We start from the raw sequence: 19,969 nt of genomic DNA on the forward strand, positions 1-19,969 counted from the left end.
CCGGCGCTAGCCTCGCGGCATGGCCTACGTCTTCGACCTCGGTAATCCCGCGACCAACGCCAATCCCTTCCCCGAATTCGCGCGGCTGCGCGCCGAGGACCCGGTGCACTGGTCGCCGGCCATGAAGGCCTGGATCGTCACGCGCTATGCCGATGTGAAGCAGGTGGCCCTGAACAACCGCCAGATTTCCGCCGACCGGCTGACGCCCTTCTTCAAGACCAACGCCGAGTATCAACGCGGCTCGATCGAGAGCCTGGTGCGATATCTGAACCACTGGATGGTGTTTCGCGACCCGCCCGATCACACGCGGCTGCGACGCCTGTTCACCAAGGCCTTCACGCCAACCGCGGTCGCCAATCTTCGGCCCAACATCGAGGGCATCGTCGCGCATCTGATTGACGGCATGCAGGCCAAGGCCGCCCGCGGCGAGGCGGTCGACTACATCGCCGACTTCGCCTATCCGCTGCCTGCGTCAGTGATCATGGACCTGCTGGGCGTGCCGCGCGCCGACCTGGAACGCGTGAAGGTCTGGTCCGACGATATTGCGCTGTTCATCGGCACCGCCCAGGTCGCCGGCAACAAGTACCTGCGCGCCGAAGCCGGCGCCAAGGCCATGTCCGACTACTTTCGCAGTCTGGTCGAAGATCGCACGGCGCGGCCCGCCGAGGACATGATCAGCCATCTCGTGCTGGCACGCGACGACCGCGACGCGCTCTCCACCGACGAGATCATCGGCACCTGCATTCTGCTGCTTTTTGCCGGCCATGAGACCACGACGAATCTCATCGGCAACGGCTTCCTCTATTCGATGAAGCACCGCGAGCAATGGGAGCGGCTGGTCGCCGATCCTGCGCTGGCCGAGAGCGCGGTCGAGGAGTTCCTGCGCTACGACGGACCGTCGGGTGCCATAGCCCGCGTCGCGGCGGCGGATATCGCAATGCGCGGCAAGACGATCCGCGAGGGTCAACGCGTTTTCGCCTTCATGAATTCGGCCAATCGCGACCCCGAGGCCTTCGACGATCCCGAGCGCTTCGACATCGGCCGGCCGCAAAACCCGCACATGACCTTCGGCCACGGCATCCACTTCTGCCTCGGTGCTCCGCTTGCACGCCTGGAAGCGCAGATTGCGGCAATCCGCCTTGCGGAGCGGCTGCCGCGCATCAGACTATGCAGCGGCGAGCCGGAGTGGCACGATTCGCTGATCCTGCGCGGCGTGAAGGCGCTGCCGGTTCAGCTCTCTTAAAGGAGAATTATGCGGGCGATGATTTGCCGCCAATGGGGCGGCCCCGAAGATTTGCGTCTGGAAGAGGTCAAGTCGCAGCCGCTCAAGGCGGGCCAGGTCCGGATCAAGATCCAAGCGGCGGGTGTGAGCTTCGCCACGACCCTGATCATCGCCGGCAAATATCAGCGCCGGCCGCCGTTCCCCTTTGCGCCGGGCACCGAGGCCGCAGGCGTCGTGACCGAGGTCGACCCCGCCTGCAAGCGCTTGAAAGTCGGCGACGAGGTGGTGGCCGTCCTCGACTGGGGTGGATTGGCCGAGGAAGCGGTCGCCCACGAGGTCAATGTCTTTCCCAAGCCGAAGAATCTGAGCTTCGTCGAGGCGATCCAGCTCGCCATCTCCTACCCGACCTCGGCGGGCGCGCTGACCTGGCCGGAAGCCCTCGACGTGCGCAGCGGCCACACGCTGCTGGTGCATGCCGCGGCCGGCGGCGTCGGCATGGCAGCCGTCGAGATCGGCAAGATCCTGGGAGCGACGGTCATTGCCACGGCCGGCGGTTCGCGCAAGACCGCGTTCGCCAAGGCGCATGGCGCCGACCACGTGATCGATTACCGCGCCATCGACTTTCGCGAGGAGGTGCTGAAGCTCACCGGCGGCCGCGGCGTCGACCGCGTGTACGATCCCGTGGGCGGCGATGTCTTCACCCAGTCCCTGCGCTGCATGGCGGTCGGCGGCCGCATCTGCCCGATCGGTTTCGCCAGCGGCACGATCCCCCAGATCCCGGCCAACATCCTGCTGGTGAAGACCATCGCGGTGATGGGCTTCAACTACGGCTACTATGTGGGCTGGAGCCCGCACGATGCCCGCTTCGAGGAAGCGGACCGAACCTTCGCGCTGATGGAACGCATTCGCGGTTGGTGCGAGCAGGGCCTCTGTCGCCCGCACGTCGACCGGACGTATCAGCTCGGCGAGGCCCCCAAGGCAATGCAGGCGCTCTTGGAACGCTCGGTGACGGGCCGCGTGGCCGTCGTCATGGAGGCCTGACACCTGAGCCTGACATCAGGGCGACGATGAGGTCCGAAAATCGCGAGCGCCCTCATCATCGGCGTGGGAAGGTGACCCTTCAAAGTCATCCCTCCCACGCGTGAGGATCGCGATGTCATTGCTGCTCAATATCGATGTGCCCGACGTGGAGGCGGGCGTACGGTTCTATACGATGGCCTTCGGTCTGAAGGTCGGCCGGCGGTTCGGGGCTGACTTCGTCGAGCTGCTGGGGTGGCCCACGACGGTCTACCTCCTGACGAAGAAGGCCGGCACCGTCGGCGCCGGCGGCGATCTGCGGCGCTACGAGCGGCACTGGACGCCGGTTCATGCCGACATCGTCGTCGACGATGTGGATACGGCCGTCGCGCGGGCGGTGGGGGCCGGCGCGAAGCTCGAAGCGCCGGCCAAGGACGCGCCATACGGCAGGATAGCCATGCTTGCCGATCCGTTCGGCCACGGCTTCTGCCTCCTCCAGTTCAGCGAGCGAGGCTACGACGCGCTGCTCACAAGCTGAGCAGGTTTCCGTAGTCGGCGATCTTGGTATGAACGCCGGCCGATCTCAGGCACCGCCAGAGACTTGCCTGGTTGGCTGAAATCACCGGCCGGCCCAGATCCTGTTCAAGCGCCGCCAGGATCGCGACGCAGCGGAAGCCCGTGCCGGCGATCAGGATGCCGTCTGCATTCGACGGACAACCGGCCCTGATCTGCGCATAGAGTGGCTCGACTTCCTGCTCGAAGCCCATGCCGTGGCCGTAAAGCTCCGACGGCGGCAGGTCTCGCCACTTCCGCCCCGGGTCGTAGCGAAGATGCCCGGCCGGCTCGAACCCATGATCGGCGTAGTAGCGAACGCCCGTGGCCACCAGTTCGTCGTTGAACCAGGGCGGCAGAACCAGGAACGGCCGCTTCACGCTCGAAGCCTTGAGGGCGGCCTGCGTGTCCAGACCGTTCGTCGTGACGAACACGCCGTTCCCCAGGATGCCGGAGAGACTGGCGACGGTGGCCTCGTCCCAGCCTTTGCCACCGAGGATGCTGCTCGAACTGTGACCGACCGTAACCGCCGAAAGCCGCATGGCCGCAAACTGCCGGCTGCCGCGGATCAGGTCTTCCTCGAGGTCGACCGCTTTACGATCCTCACGCCAGCGTGCCCAAGGCGCGCGCGCCGTCACGCGAGCCGCGTGCACCGAGACGCCGGGTGGGACCATCGCCCACCATTCGGCTTCGGGAATGGCCTCGTTGCCGACGATGAACACGCCGATGCGGGCTCGCCAGCCCCAATTGTCATTAGCCACGGAACGAGTGCCTTCAAGAAGGTGTGACGACTACTTCTTGGTCAGCGGACCTTCGAACTTGCAGTAGCCGTCAAGCTTGATCTTGGAGTCGCCGTCCTTGATCTGGCCGATGACATCCATCATGCCGCCGCCGCCGACCATCGCCGCGGTCTTGATGGCGCCGTTCTTGCCGAGCGTCGTCTCGAACGACCGTTCCGGCCGGTTTTCCTGCTGGAACTTGCCTTTGACGCTGTCGCCGTCGACGGTGACATTGATCGTCATCTTGTAGGTCGGACACTTCGAGCTGCCGGGCACATTCACGCCCATGCCGGTCCATGTGTATACGGCCGGCTCGGCCTGGGCGGCGCCGGCCACCAGAAGAAGCGCTACGGTTCCTGCAATTACCCTGAGCATCGTCATCTCCGGCTAGAAAAAGTCCCTGATGGCCTTGAGCACGGCCGCGGGTCGCTCTTGTCCGACGGCGTGGCCTGCCTTGGCAATCCTAACCAATCTCGATTTGGAAATCGCCCTTTTGAAGGCATCACCATAGACCGGCGGGATCAGGACGTCCTCCCTCCCCCAGACGATCAGGGTCTTGGCGGTAATGCGGTAGAGCCTCTGGGCAAGACCACGGTCAGGGATCGGGAACAGGATCTTGCCCGCCATGCCGAGCCGCCGGGCATTCATGACCAGGAATTCCTTGAGGAATTCCGGATCCTCCATGTTGACGCCCGACGTCAGCAGTTTCTGGCCAGCTTCCCTGTCATGAAACAGCAATCCCGGCAGCTCGTAGGGCAGCTTGGAGAAGATGTCGGCGATCGGGTGATCGTCGAGCCAGAGACCGGCCGGCGCCAGCAGGCAGAGCTTGGTGATCTCCGTATGAGCAATCGCCGCCATCTCCGCGGCGATCATGCCGCCCATCGAATGGCCGACCACGATCGGCTTCTTGAGCTTGAGCGCCTCCAGCACATCGAGTGCATGCAGGGTGACGTCGAGCATGTCGCGCACCCCGTCCTCGCCCGTCGACTGGCCGTAGCCCGGCAGCAACGGCGCCACGACGCGATACTTGCTCGCGAGAGCGGCAAGCAGCGGATCGTTCGGCATATGACCGCCCGCGCCGTGGAGATAGAGCAGATCCTTGCCTTTACCGGCTTCGACGATCTGGATACGCGCGGCCGAAGGTTTGAGCGTGAGAAAACGCGACTTCATTCGGCAGCCACCTTCAGCGAAACGCGCTCGTTCATGGGATGGACCCAGAAGCGGTCGTCGTGATTGTTCCAGTCCGGCCACAGGTTGCGCAGGTGCGGCATCACCTTCTCGGCGAACAGCTTCGTGGAATGGCGAACCTTGTCGTCGGGCATGTCGCCGACATGCATCAGGCAGAAGACATTGCCGACACGCAGGCTCTTGATCAGCTCTTCCATCTGCTGGCGTACGGTCTCGGGTGAGCCTGCGATGATGTAGCGGCCGTCGACCAGGTCCTTCCAGGTCATGTTGGGATAATCGCGAGCTGCAGCCTGCGTGAACTGCGACAGGGCGCCGGTCTGGATGGTCTTGATGGTGCGATAGCCCGGCGCATCCGCGAAGCCCGGATAGACGTGCAGGCAGCGATTGTAGAAATAGTTCACGTGCGGACCGTAGAGCCGTTCCGCCTCGGCGTCGGTATCGGCGACGCAGATCACCTGGGCGAAGCCGGCACGGTAGGGCGATTCGTCGGTTTTCCGCTCCGCCACCCGCTTCCAGTACCCCTCCATCAACAGCTTGGCGCGGAGATAGCCCGAATAGCTCAGGTAGGAATACGAGTAGGTGTTATCGAGACAGAAGTCATACGTCTCCACCGAGCCGCCGCCGGGAATGAAGATCGGCGGCGCCGGGCGCTGGATGGGCTTGGGCCAGCAATTGACATAGCGCAGCTTGGTATAGCGGCCGTTGAAGGCAAACGGCTCGTCGGCCGCCCAGGCCTTGCGAATGAGATCGTGGGCCTCGGCGTATTTCTCGCGGGTCAGCGCAGGAATCGTGCCGTAGGCGTAGTTGGTGTCCATCGACGTGCCCACCGGGAAGCCGGCCACGAGCCGTCCACCCGACAGCACGTCGAGCATGGCGAACTCCTCCGCCACCCTGAGCGGCGGATTGTAGAGTGCGATCGAATTGCCGAGCACCACCAGCGCTGCCTTCGACGTGCGGCGCGTCAATGTCGCCGCCATGATGTTGGGGGACGGCATCAGCCCGTAGGCATTGGCGTGATGCTCGTTCACGCCGATGCCGTCGAAGCCCACGCTCTCGGCGAATTCGAGCTGGTCGAGATACTGGTGATAGATGCCGTGACCGCGCTCGGGCTCGTACATGCGGCTCGGCAGATCGACCCAGACCGACCGATGCTTCTGCCGGAAATCGTCCGGCATGTGCGGCCAGGGCATCAAGTGGAACCAGGTGAACTTCATGGTCAGCGCCCCTTGAACTGTGGTTCGCGCTTTTCGAGGAAAGCCTTGATGCCCTCCTTCATGTCCTCCGTCTGCATCAGCGGCAGGAGCTGCAGGAAGACATGATGAACATGCTCGTTGAAGGGTTCGTTCCAGGCCATGCGCATCATGCGTTTCGCGGCCTGGATCGCGAGCGGCGCATTGGCCGCGATCTCCAGGGCCAGCTCGCGCGCCGCGCCCATGACCTCCGCATCGGGCACGACCTTGTTCACCAGGCCGATTTCGAGCGACTGGTCGGCGCTCAGCGTGCGGCCGGTGAAGATCAGCTCGGACGCCTTCGCCCAGCCCAGCATGCGCGGCAGGTACCAGGTCCCCCCTGATTCCGGCAGCACGCCACGCTTGGCATAGGACGCCGCGAGCTTGGCAGACTGGGCCATCACCCGGATGTCCGCGCCCAGCGCGAGATCGAGGCCGTAGCCTGCCGCCGATCCGTTCAGCGCGGCGATCACCGGCTTGTCCATGGCATGCAGGACCGGCGGCGGCGTGTTGCGCAGGTCGATGTTGGTCGGCGTGGCGCCCGAACCGACGCTCAGATTGTCGGTGCCCTTGTTCTGCGCCTCGAGGTTCAGGCCGGCGCAGAAGGCGCGGCCAGTGCCGGTCAGGATAACGACACGGACGGCACGGTCCTCGTTGGCCTTCACCAGGGCATCGGTGAGCTGCTTCAGCATTGGCCCGGAAATCGTATTCATGCGCTGCGGCGCATTGAGTGTGATCGTGGCGATGGCGCTCTCGACGCCGTAGAGCAGCTCCTCCGGCATTACCGAAGTTGTGGGCTGGGCCGCAAACTGGCTCATGTTTCCTCCGTCCGTCGAATGCCGCTATGGTGACGCAGGAGATTTGAACGCGCCATGCAAAACCGTTTCATCGACCTTTACAGTGACACGAAGACCAAGCCATCGGCCGGCATGCGAAAGGCGATGGCCGACGCCGAGGTCGGCGACGAACAGAAGATGGAAGATCCCACCGTCAACCGTTTGCGCGAGCGCATCTGCGAACTGCTCGGCAAGGAGGATGCGGTTTTCCTGCCGAGCGGCACCATGGCGAACCAGATCGCCATCCGAGTCCACTGTCGCCCCGGCGACGAGGTGATCACCGACAAGACCGCGCACATCATTACGTCCGAGGGCGGCGGTCCGGCTGCCAATGCCAGCGTGATGATCCGCCCGCTCGACGGTCCAAAGGGCGTGTTCACCGGCGAGCAGGTGAAAGCCGCGTTGCGCGATCCCAACAGCCGCTACGTTGCGCGCCAGCGTCTGGTGTCGATCGAGAACACCTCGAACGGCGGGTTCGGCACGGTATGGCCGCTCGCGACCATGCAGGGCGTGACCAAGGTGGCGCGCGACGCGGGCCTTAGCCTTCACATGGATGGCGCGCGCCTGGCGAATGCATGCGTGAAGTCGGGCACCAAGGCCCAGGACTATGCCGCTTGTGTCGACTCGCTCTGGCTCGACTACACCAAGGGCCTGGGTGCGCCGGTAGGCGCCACCCTCGCCGGCTCCAGGGACTTCATCAAGGAGTCGTGGCGTCACAAGCAGATGATGGGCGGCTCGATGCGCCAGTCCGGCGTGATCGCGGCGGCGGCGCTCTATGCGCTCGATCACAACTGGGATCGCCTCGCCGAGGACCACGACAATGCGCGGTACCTTTCCGAGGGCATCGCCAACATCAAGGGGCTGGAGATCGACGTGCCGCGCATGGAGACCAACCTCGTCTTCTTCGAGGTAACCAAGCCCGGCTGGACGGCGGCGAAGCTGGTCGACGCCTGCAAGGAGCGCGGCGTCGGGATCGGCGCCAACACCGCTACCCGCATCCGTGCCGTCACCCACCTCGACGTCAATCGCGCCGACATCGACGACGCCCTCAAGGTGATCGGCGACGCCCTGGCCGCTTAGTGCGCGTCCTTCTTCTCGGAGCAACGGGAACGATCGGCCGCGCCGTGCTCCACGCCCTCATTGCCCGCGGGCACGAGGTCGTGGCGCTGGCGCGATCCGAGGCCTCCGCCGAAAAGATCGCGCGGCTTGGCGCCGCCGTCATCCGCGGCGACATCGGTACGCCTGAGCGTTGGTTGCCGGACCTGCCGGACGTCGATGGCGTGATCCAGATGGCCTGCGACTTCGACAGCGCAATGGGCGAGACGGAACGGCGCCTGCTCGACGGCTTGCTGCCGTGGCTCGCTGCCAGCTCTCGAAAAGTGCGCTTCATCTACACGGGCGGATGCTGGCTATTCGGGCCGGTGGGCAACAACCTGGCGACCGAGGTCAGCGCTTTGTCACCTCTGCCTGCTTTTGCCTGGATGATGCCTCACCTGCAGCATGTTCTTGAGAGCACAAGCATCGACGGCATCGTCATCCATCCGGCGATGGTCCATGGCGGCGACGGCGGCGTGTTCCGACGCTTCGAGCAAGATGTCCGCGAACGCCGAGCGATTCGCGTGGTCGGCAGTGAGGCTGTGCGTTGGCCACTCGTCCATTGCGACGATCTCGCCGACCTCTATGCCCTTGCGCTCGAGCGCGCCGCGCCGCAATCGACCTATCTCGGGGTTGCCACGGAAGGCGTTCCCGTCGGCGAGATTGCCCGAGCGGTCGCGCGCCGCGTGGGCGTTGCCGCTCCAGTCATCGATATCGTTTCGGAAGATGCTGTAGCCCAAGAACTTGGTGAATGGGCGCGGGGCTATGCCTGCGACCAGCGGCTGAGTGGCGCCAAGGCCCGGAAGGAACTCGGCTGGGCGCCTATACATCTCGATCCCACGCGCGACGTCATGGAGCTTTGCGCATGAATGCCCCTTCCCTTCTCGGCCAGCCGATCACCCGCCGCGAGGATCAGCGATTCCTGACCGGCCGCGGGCGCTATGCCGACAATACGGCGCCTGCCGACGCGCTGGCGGTGTTGTTCGTGCGCTCGCCGCACGCCCATGCCCGCATTGCCGGGATCGACAAGACGGCGGCCCTCTCCTCGCCCGGTACCGTGGCGATCTACACGGCCGACGATCTCGTTGCCGATGGCGTCGGCCATCTGCCTGCCATCAGCGAGATCAAGGACCAAGCCGGCAACCGCCACCGCGAGCCGACACATCTTCCCATGCCGGTCGGCAAGGTACGCCATGTCGGCGACATCGTGGCCATGGTCGTCGCCTCCACGATCGACCAGGCACGCGACGCCGCCGAAGCACTCGCCATCGATTACGAGGAACTGCCGGCCATCGTGACGGCAGCACAGGCGCTCGCCGAGGGGGCGGCGCTGGTGCACGACGATGTGCCGGGAAATCTCATGTGTCGATGGGGCAAGGGCGACGCCGCGGCGACCGATGCCGCCTTCGCACGTGCGGCTCATGTCTCGACGCTCTCCATCTGCTCGCCACGCCAGATCGTCCATTATATGGAAACGCGGGCCGCCTGGTCGTCCTACGCCGCGCCAGACGATCTCGTCACGGTCACCTTCTCCTCGCAAGGCGTGCAGATCCCGCACCGGCTGATGTGCGAGCGCGTGCTCAACGTCGCCAAGGACAAGCTGCGACTGGTCACTGAGGATGTCGGCGGCGGCTTTGGTCCAAAGTATCCGATCTACGCCGAGTCGACTTTGATCGCCTGGGCAACACGCAAGCTGCGCCGCGGCCTGCGCTGGACCTGCGAGCGCGGCGAACTCGCGCTGGCAGACAGCCACGCCCGCGATCTCGTGGCGACGGCCGAACTCGCGCTCGATCAGGAGGGCCGCTTCCTCGGCGTTCGGGTGAAGGCTCAGGCCAACTACGGTGCTTACGTCTCGATGTTCGCGCCGAGCATTCCGACCACAGGCCTCGCCAAGGTCATCTCCGGCCTCTACCGCATTCCCGCAATCCGCATCGACTTCGATTGCGCCTTCACCAACACCGTGCCGGTCGACGCCATCCGTGGCGCCGGCAAGCCCGAGGCGTTGTTCCTGCTGGAACGTCTCGTCGACCTGGCTGCGCACGAGACCGGCCGCACGCCGGCAGCGCTCCGTCGTCTCAACCTGCTGCGGCTCGACGAGATGCCTTATGCGGCCGCCAGCGGCTATACCTACGACGCGGCCGATTGCCTGCGTCTGTTCGATACCGCCCTCTCAGCGGCGGACGAGCCGGGTTTTGCGGCACGCCGCACGGCGAGTGAAGCGGCCGGCAAGCGGCGCGGCCTCGGCTTCTCCTGTCACCTGCATGGCACCGGCGGCATTGCCGACGAGCATGTCGTGGTTCAGGTCGAGCCCGACCGGCTGATTGCCCGCGTCGGCACGCAGAGCCAGGGCCAGGGGCACGAGACGGTGTTCGCGCAGATCCTCGCCGGTGCTCTCGGCGTGCCCGTCGAACGCGTCGAAATCCGCCAGGGCGACACCCGCTCGATCCCCCGCGGCGGCGGCACGGGCGGCTCCTCGTCCACCATCATCAGTGGCACGACCTTGCGGCGTGCCGCCGACGTCGTGATCCAGCGCGGCCGCGACCTCGCCGCCGAGCGGCTGGAGACGGCGGTTGCCGACATCGCCTATCGCGACGGCGCCTTCGAGATCGTGGGCACGGATCGGCGCATCGGTCTCTTCGAGCTGGCGGCCTGGAAGCCGTTCGACGGCGATGCGCTGTTCGCCGACAAGATCGAATCGTTTCCCACCGGCGTCATGGTCTGCGAAGTCGAGGTCGACCTCGAGACCGGCGCGACGCGCATAGACCGTCTGCTCGCCGTCGCCGATTGCGGTACGGTGGTGAACCCTCGCCTGCTCGCCGGCCAGATCCATGGCGGCATCGTGCACGGGCTGGGCAACGCCCTGATGGAAGAGGCGATTTACGACGAGGAAACCGGCCAGCTGCTGACCGGCACGCTGATGGACTATGCCCTGCCGCGCGCGGAAGACGTACCGATGTTCGGAGTCGAGACAATCGCCACCACCTCGCCCAACAACTTCATGGGTCTCAAAGGCGTGGGCGAGTTGCCGACAAACGGTGCTCCCGCGGTAGTGGCGAATGCCGTGCTCGACGCCCTGCGCCCGCTCGGCATTCGCCATCTCGACATGCCGCTGACGCCGCACAAGGTCTGGAAGGCGCTGCAACGGTAAGGCCGCAGTCGGCGCCGACAGAGCGGCGCCTAGACTACCGCCAGCAGGCCCTTACCACCGACATAGAGCCCGGCCACGATCACGAACCAGGCAAACACCTGCGTCAGGGCGCCTTTCCGGCGGGCCAGGAGAGTGTTCGCCTTGGTGCCGGCGAAGGCACCCAGGATGCCGCCCGCTACGAGCAGCGCCGCCACTTGCCAGTCGACGAGCCCCGACCAGGCATAGCTCGAGGCCGAGGCGATGCCGAAGGCCGTGACGGCGACCAGCGAGGAGCTGGTGGCATCCTGCAGTTCCATGTCGGTCGCCAGGATCAGCCCCGGCACGATCAAGAAGCCGCCGCCGATCCCGAAGAAACCCGAGAGCATGCCGACTGCCGCGCCAAGCCCGATCAGCCGCGGCAGCAGGCGGGCGGCGTTGGCGCGCGTCAGCCACGCCGATTGCGATCCACCCTTGGGCCTGGGCCGCAGCATCAACGCGCCGACCACGATCATGACGAGGCCGAACAATGCCAGCAGCTTCTCGCCGTCTACGGCCTTGCCAAGCGCCGCACCGGCAAAAGCACCACCCACGCCCGCGGCGCTGAAGACCAGCGCGCAGGGCCAGCGGATCGCCGTACGTCGCGCATGGATGCCGAGACTGGCAGCGGCGTTGACGGCCACGGCGAACGCAGCCGTGCCGATCGCCACGTGGGCGGACGGCACGCCGACCGCATAGACGAGCAGCGGCACCGCCAGAATCGAGCCTCCGCCACCGATCAAGCCCAGAGTGAGGCCGATCGCGCTGCCGGAGGCGAGGGCAAGGGCAGACGACAGCATCAGGCCAGCGCCGCCCTCGCCGCGCGGTTCCAGGGCATCACGGCCAGAAGCCTAGCCATGCCGCACCAGCCGCTTACACCGGCAAACACCAACCCGGCGCCGACGAAGGCCGACAGTCCGAGAAAGGCCGGCGCAACCCAGATGCTCAGCGCGACGCCCAGCAACACCAGGCTACCGGCGGCAATCTGGACCTGGCGCATCATTTCGAGGGGTTGGCGTCTGTCGGTCAGAACCGGCAGACCCGCCTTCTTCCAGGCGTCAATGCCGCCTTCGAGAATATAGGCCTCGCAGCCTGCAGCCGCAGCGAGACGCGGCGCGTTGGCCGCCGTGCGCGCACCGGACTTGCAATGGAAGATGACGGTCTTGGCGCCGCCCGTATCGACCTTCGCCAACTTGGACATCGCCTGATGGCGTGCGCCGGGCACACGCTCGCGCGCATGCTCATCGGCTTCACGAATGTCGACGAGGATAGCGCCCTCGTCGATGAGCCGCTTGGCTCGGGTTGCATCAATGACTTGAAGAGACATGGTCTTTCCTTTCTTCGGCAATTCGCGGATCAGTCCGCGCAATAGAGACGGTGCAGGGTCGCCAGCAGGGTTTCGATCCGGTGATCGCCGATGCGGTACCAGAGCGTCTGTGCTTCGCGGCGGAAGGTGACGATGCCTTCGTCGCGCATGCGCGCGAGATGCTGCGAGAGCGCAGACTGCGACAGGCCGACATCCGCGGCCAGCGAACCGACCGTGGCCTCTCCGACCTCCACGAGCTTGCAGAGGATGAGCAGGCGGCGGTCGTTGGCGAGCGCGCCCAGCAGTTCGGCGACCTGGCCGGCTTTAGCCTCCAGGGCGCGAGGATCGATACGGGTGGCTATATTCTTCATATTAGGTGTTGCTAAATTAGTTATTTCTAATATATATGTCAAGTCACCAGATCGAGGAAATCATGCCCAGCAATCCCACCATCGACGCCTTCTTCGACGAGCCGACATTCACCATCACCTATCTCGTGAGTGATCCCGCCACTCTTCGCGCTGCGATCATCGACCCCGTGCTCGACTACGACCATAAGTCCGGCGTAGCCTCCACCGCGTCGGCCGATCGCGTGCTGGCAAAGGCCGCCGAGCGCGGCGTGCAGGTCGATTGGATTCTCGAGACGCACGCCCATGCCGATCACCTGAGCGCCGCGCCCCATCTCAAGGCCAGGACCGGCGCGACCGTCGCGGTTGGCGAGCACATCCGCGACGTCCAGAAGATCTTCAAGCCCGTGTTCAATGCGCTCGACGTGAGCGGGGACGGTCGCGAGTTCGACCGCCTGCTCGGCGACGGCGAACGCCTGCCGCTGGGCAACCTGGAGATCGAAGTCATGCATCTGCCGGGGCACACGCCGGCGGATGTCGCCTATCGCGTCGGCAACGCCGTGTTCGTAGGCGATACGATCTTCATGCCCGACTACGGCACCGCCCGCGCCGACTTCCCTGGCGGCGACGCGGCCACGCTCTACCGCTCGATCCGCCGCTTGCTGTCGCTCCCGCCCGACACGCGCCTTTTCATGTGCCATGACTACAAGGCACCCGGCCGCGACAGCTTCGCCTGGGAGACGACTGTGGCCGAGCAGCGCGCCCGCAACGTCCACGTCCATGACGGCGTCGACGAGGCGGCGTTCGTGGCCCTGCGCCGCAAGCGCGACGCGGGCCTGTCGGCGCCGGTCCTGCTGCTGCCGTCGGTGCAGGTGAACATCCGCGCCGGCCATCTGCCGCCGGCGGATCCGAACGGCGTCAGCTACCTGCGCATCCCCGTCCGCCTGGCGGGGTGAAAATAGCTGCCGCGATTGGCCGCTTCGATCCGCCTCGGCTAGCATGCCGGCAAGACGGAGGAAGCATGAACAAGACGATCAAGGCCACGCTGGCCGCCGCTTTGCTATTGATGTCGACCCAGGCGTTCGCGCAGGCCTGGCCCAACAAGCCGATCAAGCTCGTGGCGCCTTATCCCCCCGGCGGCCAGACCGATGTCGTCTCGCGGTACTTCGCCGAGAAGCTCACGGCGGCGCTCGGCCAGCAGGTGATCGTGGAGAACAAGGCCGGCGCGCAAGGCATGGTCGGGGCCGAGATCGTCAAGAATGCGCCGCCCGACGGCTACACCTTCGTCTACGTGAACTCGTCGATGATGTGCATCAACCCGTACGTCTACAAGAAGCTGCCCTATGACGGCTTCAAGGATTTCGTGCCGGTGACGCAGCACGGGCTGGCGCCGCTCGCGATGGTGACCACCCCGTCGCTGGGACTGAAGTCGGTGAAGGAGTTCGTTGCCTGGGCCAACCAGAACAAGGGCAAGGTCAACTACGCGTCGTTCGGCACAGGTTCCTCGTCGCATATCTGGGGCGAGATGCTGAACCAGGCCGAGAAGCTCGACATGACGCACGTGCCCTACAAGGGTGCCGGTCCGGCCATCCAGGACGCAGTGGCAGGCCACATCCCGGTGACCATCCAGGACCTCGCCGCCAGCGGTCCGGCGATTTCCGGCGGCAAGCTGACACCGCTCGCCGTCACCTCCACGACGCGCTGGCCGCGCCTGCCCAACGTGCCCACGTTCGAAGAACTCGGCTACAAGATGAATCTGGTCGGCTGGAACGGCATCATGGCGCCGGCCGGCACGCCCAAGGAAATCGTCGAGAGGGTGAGCGCGGAACTGCGCAAGGTGGTGCAGACGCCGGAAGGCAAGGAGAAGCTTCTGGACATGGGCCTGATCGCCACCGGCACGACTCCGGCGGAGATGACAGAGATCATGAAGACCGGCTGCGCCGCCTGGGGCGACGCCGTGAAGCGCGCCGGCGTCCAGCCGGAGTGAACCAGCCTAGGCTTTGGGCACCATCTTCTTCCTGGTCTCTTCATCGACGGCAGCGCGTATCTGCCTGAACAGGTCGCGACTGTCGGTGTATTTTCGGCCGTAGGCGAGGTTGAACGCGTAGTCGAAGTCGGGGGCGTTGCGCCCCTGATTGTGCTGGATGAGGGTTTCGATCTTGTCCAAGGCCTTGGCAGCCCGCCCTTCCGGCGACGAGGCATTCTCGTACTCGTCCCATAGGGCCAGGAATTCGGCGCTAGTCTCGGGCGGCAAGGGCGACATCAACTGCAGGAGATCGGCGCGCTCGCGGCTGGCCTTGCCCGTCTGCCCAGCTTGCGCGGTCGCAGGAATGTCGCCGTTTATCGCCTCGCCAAGATCGTGGAGGATGCAGATCTTGAGCAGCTTCAGAAAATCGAGATCGCCAAGCTCGTCCTGAAACACCATCGCCAAGAGGCAGAGGCGCCACGTATGCTCGGCGGTGCTCTCGCGCCGCGCCTTGGAGGTGTACGAATTCCGGAGGACGTCCTTCAGCCGTTCGGCTTCCCGAATGAAATCGAGGCGCTTCCGAATATCCGCAGGTTTCATGCCCTCGCCGTCAGCCGCACCAGCGCCTGTGCGATGGCCTCGCGTGTCGCCGCCGGCTGCTCGGCGATCGCATGACCCAGCAGGTCGAGCTGGCGGCGCAGCGTGTTCACCTGATCGACCAAGTCGACGATGGTCTCCACGGACTCATCGTCAAAGCCCATCTCGTCGACGAGTTCGGCCAGCAGACATGCGCGCGCTACATCGATCTGCTCGAAGCTCCAGGCCTCCACGCTGCCGGTTGGACGCAGCAGGCCGCGCGCTACCCAGCGCTCGACATGGAGGGTTGTGAGCCGACGGTGCTGGCGCAGCAGTTCGTCGAGGGTCGTCATGTGAACTGCTCCATCTCCTTTCGCGGATCGTAGCTACGCCCCGCCTCCCAGCCGCCGAGAAACTCCTTCAGCTTCTCATCCGGCTGTTCGGGCAACACGACCTTGAGCTTCACATACTGGTCGCCGCGCTGGCCGGATCGGCGATCGAGCAGACCGCGGCCCTTGAGACGCAGCGACGTGCCGGTGTTGGAGCCCGCCGGCACGTTCAGCATCACCGGACCGCCTACGGTCGGTACCCGCACCTTACCACCCAGGGCCGCTTCGGTAAGTGTCACCGGCAGATCGACATGGATATCGTTGTCGCGTGTCTGGAAGAAGGCATGCGGCTCGACACGAATCTCGACATAGGCGTCGCCGGCAGGCCGGCCCTGGCTGCCGGGCATACCCTGCCCCTTCAGCCGAAGGGTCTGGCCGTCGCTCATTCCTTCGGGAATGTCGATATCGAGGGTCTTGCCGTCGGGTAGATCGACCCGCTGCTTGCCGCCCCGTGCGGCGACGAGAAACGGCACGCGCAGACTGTAGGTCACCGGCATGCCGCTCATGTCGAATCCTCCGGCACCGTGCCCGCCGGCCCCGAAACCGCGACGCTCGCCGAACATCTCCGAGAAGATCCCCCCCATGTCGACGAAGGAGTCGTGGGCGCCGGCGCGCTCGTACTTGCCGCCAAAGCCCCCCGCCTGATCGCGATAGAAGCCGCGCGGCGGCACCTCCTGCCCCGTGGCATCGATTTCGCCGGCATCGAAGCGGCGGCGTTTCTCGGGATCGGACAGCAGGTCGTTGGCCTGGCTGATCTCCTTGAACTTTGCCTCGGCTGCCTTGTCGCCGGGGTTGAGGTCGGGATGGTGCTTCTTGGCGAGCTGGCGAAACGCCTTGCGGATATCGTCCTCCGAGGCGGTCCTCGGCACGCCCAGGACGGAATACGGGTCGGTCATGTCCCTACAGATGTGGTGTGAATTCGTTGCTTACAAGTACGGCCGGCAACCTGTCTCCTCGAGCACCGGCTCCAGCCGGCGACGCGCGGCCTCCGGCAAGGCGGCAAATTTCTTACATATGGCGTCATAGCATTTGCCCTGGTAGCGAAACGGCGCTTGGGCATAGGGGTGCCCGAGCAGCTCCACCTCCAACGACTCCCGCCCCTCCTGAAGGGCCTGCGCATTGGCTGCGAGAAACGGCAGGTACGTCGCCGCCGCGTGGCGCAGCAGGCTCGTCACGCCGTGAGGCAACGGCGCATCGGCGTCGATCCACGCCCCCTCGATGCCGGAGGCGTCGTCGAGCCGCATCAGCCAGCAGAACACGTCGGCGGCCCGGTCGCGCATCTCGGCGGCCGGCGTCGGGTCGACCGAGAGGATCTGAAGCTGGCCATAGATGCCGAAGTCGCCGAGCGACGGGCGCGAGCCCAGCAGGAACGGCAGGGTGCGGACATGGCTGTCGAGCGTCTCGAGCACGAAGCGGTAGCTTTCCTCGATCACCGGCCGGTTCTGCTCGGTGCAGCCGACCAGCGCCATGCGCCCGACCTGACGGTCGTTGAACGCGGTCATGGCTGCACGCCGCTCGTCCTCTGCCATCACCGGATCGCGCGAACTCACCACCCAGGTCTGGGCGAAAGCCCGGTCCGCCGCATAGTACCAGCGGTAATGGAACATGATCTTGGTGAGCCACTCGTCGCCGAAATCCTCGAGCAGGTCGCTGACGAAGGCGAGGCCGGGGTCGTCGGGAACGACCGAGCGGGCGCCGGGATGCTCGCGCTCCAGGGCATAGGCGAGCGGCGTCGAGTCGTTCATCAGGCGCCCGTCGGGAAAGCGCAGCACCGGGATCACCGGCGGCAGACCCGCAGCGACTGCAACGTCGCGCGGCGATCCCACCGCGTCCCATATGAAGGGCAGGCGGCGGTAACGCATCAGCGCCCGCATTTTCACCGAGTAGGGCGACGGATCGAAGCCATGCAGCGTATAGACGCCGCCGCTCATAGGCCGAGCACCGCCTTGGCGATGATGTTGCGCTGGATCTCGTTGGAGCCCGCGTAGATCGTCGATGCGCGGTTGTTGAGATAGAGCGGCATGGCCGTCAGCCCCGCCTCCGGCGTCACCGTCGGCTCGTTGTGGCCGAGCAGGCGGGCCTCCGGCTCGAAGGGGGCGGCGTACCAGGCCAGCGCCTCGACACCGAGGTGATCCAGCCGCTGCAGGGTCTCGCTGCCTCTGATCTTCATGGCGGAGGAGATCGCGCCGGGATTGCGGCCCTTGCTGAGATCCGAGAGGACCTGCATCTCGATCATCTCCAGCGCCTGGATCTCCATTTCGGTTTCGGCCAGGCGCTCGGCGAAGCCGCGCTCCTCGATCAGCCGCCCCGAACCGTCGGCCGCCTCTTCCTTGGCGATGCGCCGCACATCCTCGATGCGGGCGTAGAGGTTCGGGGTGTAGGCTTCGCCGCCGCGCTCGAATTCGAGCAAATACTTGGCCACCGTCCAGCCGGCATTTTCCGGGCCGATGCGATTGGCGACAGGGGTGCGGACATTGTCGAAAAAGACCTGGTTGACCTCGTGGTCGCCCGCCAGGGTCAGGATCGGCGCCACGGAAAGCCCGGGAGTCTTCATCGAGTCGATCAGCACGAAGGAGATGCCGTCCTGTGGCTTGCCCTCGGTCGAAGTGCGCACGAGACAGAACATGTGATCGGCGACATGGGCTCCGGTCGTCCAGATCTTGGTGCCGTTGATCACGTAGTCGTCGCCGTCCTGCACGGCGCGGGTCTTGAGGCTCGCGAGGTCGGAGCCCGACCCCGGCTCGGAATAGCCCTGGCAGAAGACGATATCGCCCGCCACGATGCGCGGCAGGTACTTGGCCTTCTGCTCCGGCGTGCCGAACTTCATGATGACGGGGCCGACCATGCGCAGCCCCATCGAGAAGATTCGCGGCGCGTCAGCCGCTGTGCACTCTCGGGAGAAGATGTAGCGCTGGGTAGCATTCCAGCCGGTGCCACCATATTCCTTGGGCCAGTTGGCGGCCGACCAGCCCTTCTTGGCAAGGACCCTGTGCCAGCGTCGCCCCGCTTCGAAATCGGCAAAGACCCCGCCCGTCTTGCGGCCGGCCTCGCGCAGGTCTTCGGTCAGATGCTCGTCGAGAAAGCCCCGCACCTCATCGCGAAAGGACTGGTCCTCTGCACTCAGAGCTAGATCCATTGGCGTTTCTCCATTCCGTCTTTCTCGAAGGCTAGCGATCCCCCACCATTGCCGTCCAGTGCATGGCTGACAGATGCTTCCGACGGGCGGTATGCTTTTTGCCTCGCCCTGCGTAGACCAACGCGGAGATCGCCATGTATCGGCTTCTCGGTTTGCTTGCCCTTCTGCTGGCTGCCATCCCCGCGGCGGCGCAGGACAAGAAGGAAGTCGATCTGGCGCTGGTTCTGGCGATCGACATTTCGGGCAGCATCGACCCCGACGAGGCCCGGCTGCAGCGCCAGGGCTATGTCGAGGCGTTTCGCGATCCGGTCATCGTCAAGGCCATCTTGGGCGGCAATCACGGTCGTATCGCCATCGCCTATTTCGAATGGTCCGACGCCTGGGTGCAGAAGCTCCTGATCGACTGGACGCTGCTCGATTCCGAAGCCGCCATCGACGCTTTCGCCCGCCGTCTCAGCGACGCGCCCATCTCGATCGCCCGCCGCACCTCGATCAGCGGCGCCATACGCTATGCCGTTCCGATGTATGGCCGCCTTCCCTACGAGCCGGAACGCAAGGTGCTCGACATCTCGGGCGATGGCTCGAACAACGACGGGGGCCTCGTCACCGACCTGCGCCACGATGCCCTGAAGGAACGGATCGTCATCAACGGACTGCCGATCATGAACGGCCGGCCCAATCCATTCGGATTTCCGGCCGAGGACGATCTCGACAAGTATTACCTCCATTGCGTCACGGGCGGGCCCCGCTCCTTCGTGGAGGTCGCGCGGAGCTTCGAGGATTTCCCCAGGGCCATCCGCAAGAAGCTTCTTCAGGAGGTCGCCGATATCGGCCCACTGAACGACTTCGACATTGGGGATCTGGGCGTTGAACGCCACGGTGTGCAGCTTGCCCAAAGCAGCCGCCGGCCGCCGCGTAACGACGAAGACTACACCCGCTTCGTGCAGCCGGAATACGAGCTCGGCTGCGACGTCGGAGAGCGCCGTAGCCGCGATTTCTGGCAACGCCGTTTCGGCGTAACGCCAGACTGACGCACGCATTCCCTGAGTTGCCGGTGAATAAAGATGCGTCAATAGCGCCAATATCGTGCGGCAGACAATCGAGCGTTAATCACCATGAGAATAAGGCATTTCTGCCTTTATCGCATTTGAAATGAAGTAATTGACGA

22 protein-coding genes are annotated in these 19,969 nt (G+C 65.2%); 9 read left to right on the forward strand and 13 right to left on the reverse strand.

Annotated features, from left to right (window positions below):
* The first annotated feature begins 19 nt into the window (after positions 1–19).
* The 3 genes from BN60_RS15685 (at position 20) to BN60_RS15695 (ending at position 2,777) form a co-directional block, all read left to right on the forward strand.
* Entirely contained in the window at positions 20–1,243 is a 1,224-nt protein-coding gene (locus tag BN60_RS15685) for a cytochrome P450 (RefSeq protein ID WP_020697043.1), read from the forward strand.
* Positions 1,244–1,252: 9 nt separating this feature from the next.
* Positions 1,253–2,263, forward strand: coding sequence for an NADPH:quinone oxidoreductase family protein (locus tag BN60_RS15690; protein ID WP_020697044.1), 1,011 nt, complete (start codon positions 1,253–1,255; stop codon positions 2,261–2,263).
* A 112-nt stretch (positions 2,264–2,375) separates the two neighbouring features.
* Complete coding sequence (locus tag BN60_RS15695; protein WP_020697045.1) at positions 2,376–2,777, forward strand: VOC family protein; 402 nt, start codon at positions 2,376–2,378, stop codon at positions 2,775–2,777.
* On the opposite strand, the gene BN60_RS15700 is transcribed toward BN60_RS15695, so the two are convergent.
* The 5 genes from BN60_RS15700 to BN60_RS15720 are packed head-to-tail and all read right to left on the reverse strand — an operon-like array spanning position 2,767 to position 6,805.
* Positions 2,767–3,552 carry a maleate cis-trans isomerase family protein gene (locus BN60_RS15700; protein ID WP_148283436.1) on the reverse strand — a complete coding sequence of 262 codons (786 nt, stop codon included), beginning with the start codon at positions 3,550–3,552 and terminating at the stop codon, positions 2,767–2,769. The two genes, BN60_RS15695 and BN60_RS15700, sit on opposite strands and share 11 nt — an antisense overlap.
* A 30-nt stretch (positions 3,553–3,582) precedes the next feature.
* On the reverse strand, positions 3,583–3,945 hold the full coding sequence (locus tag BN60_RS15705; protein ID WP_020697047.1) for a hypothetical protein: 363 nt from the start codon (positions 3,943–3,945) through the stop codon (positions 3,583–3,585).
* Between the two features lie 12 nt (positions 3,946–3,957).
* A complete protein-coding gene (locus BN60_RS15710; RefSeq protein ID WP_020697048.1) occupies positions 3,958–4,740 on the reverse strand; it encodes an alpha/beta fold hydrolase in 783 nt (260 codons plus the stop codon).
* Positions 4,737–5,972 (reverse strand): LLM class flavin-dependent oxidoreductase, encoded by a 1,236-nt coding sequence (locus BN60_RS15715; RefSeq protein WP_020697049.1) that lies wholly within the window; start codon positions 5,970–5,972, stop codon positions 4,737–4,739. The genes BN60_RS15710 and BN60_RS15715 overlap by 4 nt, the downstream gene beginning before the upstream one ends.
* A 2-nt stretch (positions 5,973–5,974) precedes the next feature.
* On the reverse strand, positions 5,975–6,805 hold the full coding sequence (locus BN60_RS15720) for an enoyl-CoA hydratase/isomerase family protein (protein ID WP_020697050.1): 831 nt from the start codon (positions 6,803–6,805) through the stop codon (positions 5,975–5,977).
* A 54-nt stretch (positions 6,806–6,859) separates the two neighbouring features.
* Here BN60_RS15720 and BN60_RS30425 point away from each other — a divergent pair, with 54 nt between their 5' ends.
* Genes BN60_RS30425 through BN60_RS15735 form a run of 3 tightly spaced genes read left to right on the forward strand, consistent with a single transcriptional unit; the run spans position 6,860 to position 11,066 of the window.
* Positions 6,860–7,903: a threonine aldolase family protein gene (locus BN60_RS30425; RefSeq protein WP_020697051.1), complete on the forward strand. Its 1,044-nt coding sequence runs from the start codon at positions 6,860–6,862 to the stop codon at positions 7,901–7,903.
* Positions 7,903–8,787, forward strand: a complete 885-nt coding sequence (locus tag BN60_RS30430; RefSeq protein WP_020697052.1) for an NAD-dependent epimerase/dehydratase family protein — start codon at positions 7,903–7,905, stop codon at positions 8,785–8,787. Before BN60_RS30425 ends, BN60_RS30430 begins: the two co-directional genes overlap by 1 nt.
* The gene (locus BN60_RS15735; RefSeq protein WP_020697053.1) at positions 8,784–11,066 is read left to right on the forward strand and encodes a xanthine dehydrogenase family protein molybdopterin-binding subunit; all 2,283 of its coding nucleotides are present in this window, start codon (positions 8,784–8,786) and stop codon (positions 11,064–11,066) included. Before BN60_RS30430 ends, BN60_RS15735 begins: the two co-directional genes overlap by 4 nt.
* Positions 11,067–11,095: 29 nt before the next feature.
* On the opposite strand, the gene BN60_RS15740 is transcribed toward BN60_RS15735, so the two are convergent.
* Genes BN60_RS15740 through BN60_RS15750 form a run of 3 tightly spaced genes read right to left on the reverse strand, consistent with a single transcriptional unit; the run spans position 11,096 to position 12,758 of the window.
* Positions 11,096–11,881 carry a sulfite exporter TauE/SafE family protein gene (locus BN60_RS15740; RefSeq protein ID WP_020697054.1) on the reverse strand — a complete coding sequence of 262 codons (786 nt, stop codon included), beginning with the start codon at positions 11,879–11,881 and terminating at the stop codon, positions 11,096–11,098.
* The gene (locus BN60_RS15745) at positions 11,881–12,408 is read right to left on the reverse strand and encodes a rhodanese family protein (RefSeq protein WP_043285801.1); all 528 of its coding nucleotides are present in this window, start codon (positions 12,406–12,408) and stop codon (positions 11,881–11,883) included. Before BN60_RS15745 ends, BN60_RS15740 begins: the two co-directional genes overlap by 1 nt.
* Positions 12,409–12,437: 29 nt before the next feature.
* On the reverse strand, positions 12,438–12,758 hold the full coding sequence (locus BN60_RS15750) for an ArsR/SmtB family transcription factor (RefSeq protein WP_020697056.1): 321 nt from the start codon (positions 12,756–12,758) through the stop codon (positions 12,438–12,440).
* A 62-nt stretch (positions 12,759–12,820) separates the two neighbouring features.
* On the opposite strand from BN60_RS15750, the gene BN60_RS15755 reads away from it, so the two are divergent.
* Both BN60_RS15755 and BN60_RS15760 read left to right on the forward strand, forming a co-directional pair.
* Positions 12,821–13,690: an MBL fold metallo-hydrolase gene (locus tag BN60_RS15755; protein ID WP_020697057.1), complete on the forward strand. Its 870-nt coding sequence runs from the start codon at positions 12,821–12,823 to the stop codon at positions 13,688–13,690.
* A gap of 65 nt (positions 13,691–13,755) precedes the next feature.
* Positions 13,756–14,721 (forward strand): Bug family tripartite tricarboxylate transporter substrate binding protein, encoded by a 966-nt coding sequence (locus BN60_RS15760; protein ID WP_020697058.1) that lies wholly within the window; start codon positions 13,756–13,758, stop codon positions 14,719–14,721.
* A 6-nt stretch (positions 14,722–14,727) separates the two neighbouring features.
* Here the strand turns inward: BN60_RS15760 and BN60_RS15765 are convergent, their stop codons facing one another.
* Genes BN60_RS15765 through BN60_RS15785 form a run of 5 tightly spaced genes read right to left on the reverse strand, consistent with a single transcriptional unit; the run spans position 14,728 to position 18,801 of the window.
* On the reverse strand, positions 14,728–15,300 hold the full coding sequence (locus BN60_RS15765; protein ID WP_020697059.1) for an HD domain-containing protein: 573 nt from the start codon (positions 15,298–15,300) through the stop codon (positions 14,728–14,730).
* On the reverse strand, positions 15,297–15,629 hold the full coding sequence (locus BN60_RS15770) for a chaperone modulator CbpM (protein WP_020697060.1): 333 nt from the start codon (positions 15,627–15,629) through the stop codon (positions 15,297–15,299). The genes BN60_RS15765 and BN60_RS15770 overlap by 4 nt, the downstream gene beginning before the upstream one ends.
* Positions 15,626–16,561 carry a DnaJ C-terminal domain-containing protein gene (locus tag BN60_RS15775; protein ID WP_020697061.1) on the reverse strand — a complete coding sequence of 312 codons (936 nt, stop codon included), beginning with the start codon at positions 16,559–16,561 and terminating at the stop codon, positions 15,626–15,628. The genes BN60_RS15770 and BN60_RS15775 overlap by 4 nt, the downstream gene beginning before the upstream one ends.
* Positions 16,562–16,591: 30 nt before the next feature.
* On the reverse strand, positions 16,592–17,596 hold the full coding sequence (locus tag BN60_RS15780) for a glutathione S-transferase N-terminal domain-containing protein (RefSeq protein WP_020697062.1): 1,005 nt from the start codon (positions 17,594–17,596) through the stop codon (positions 16,592–16,594).
* Positions 17,593–18,801, reverse strand: a complete 1,209-nt coding sequence (locus BN60_RS15785) for an acyl-CoA dehydrogenase family protein (RefSeq protein WP_020697063.1) — start codon at positions 18,799–18,801, stop codon at positions 17,593–17,595. Before BN60_RS15785 ends, BN60_RS15780 begins: the two co-directional genes overlap by 4 nt.
* Positions 18,802–18,935: 134 nt before the next feature.
* Between BN60_RS15785 and BN60_RS15790 the strand changes: the two genes are divergently transcribed.
* Positions 18,936–19,832, forward strand: a complete 897-nt coding sequence (locus tag BN60_RS15790) for a DUF1194 domain-containing protein (protein ID WP_020697064.1) — start codon at positions 18,936–18,938, stop codon at positions 19,830–19,832.
* The last annotated feature ends 137 nt before the right edge of the window (positions 19,833–19,969 follow it).

Origin of the sequence: Reyranella massiliensis 521 (genome assembly GCF_000312425.1) — a bacterium.
GTDB classification, from domain to species: Bacteria; Pseudomonadota; Alphaproteobacteria; order Reyranellales; family Reyranellaceae; genus Reyranella; species Reyranella massiliensis.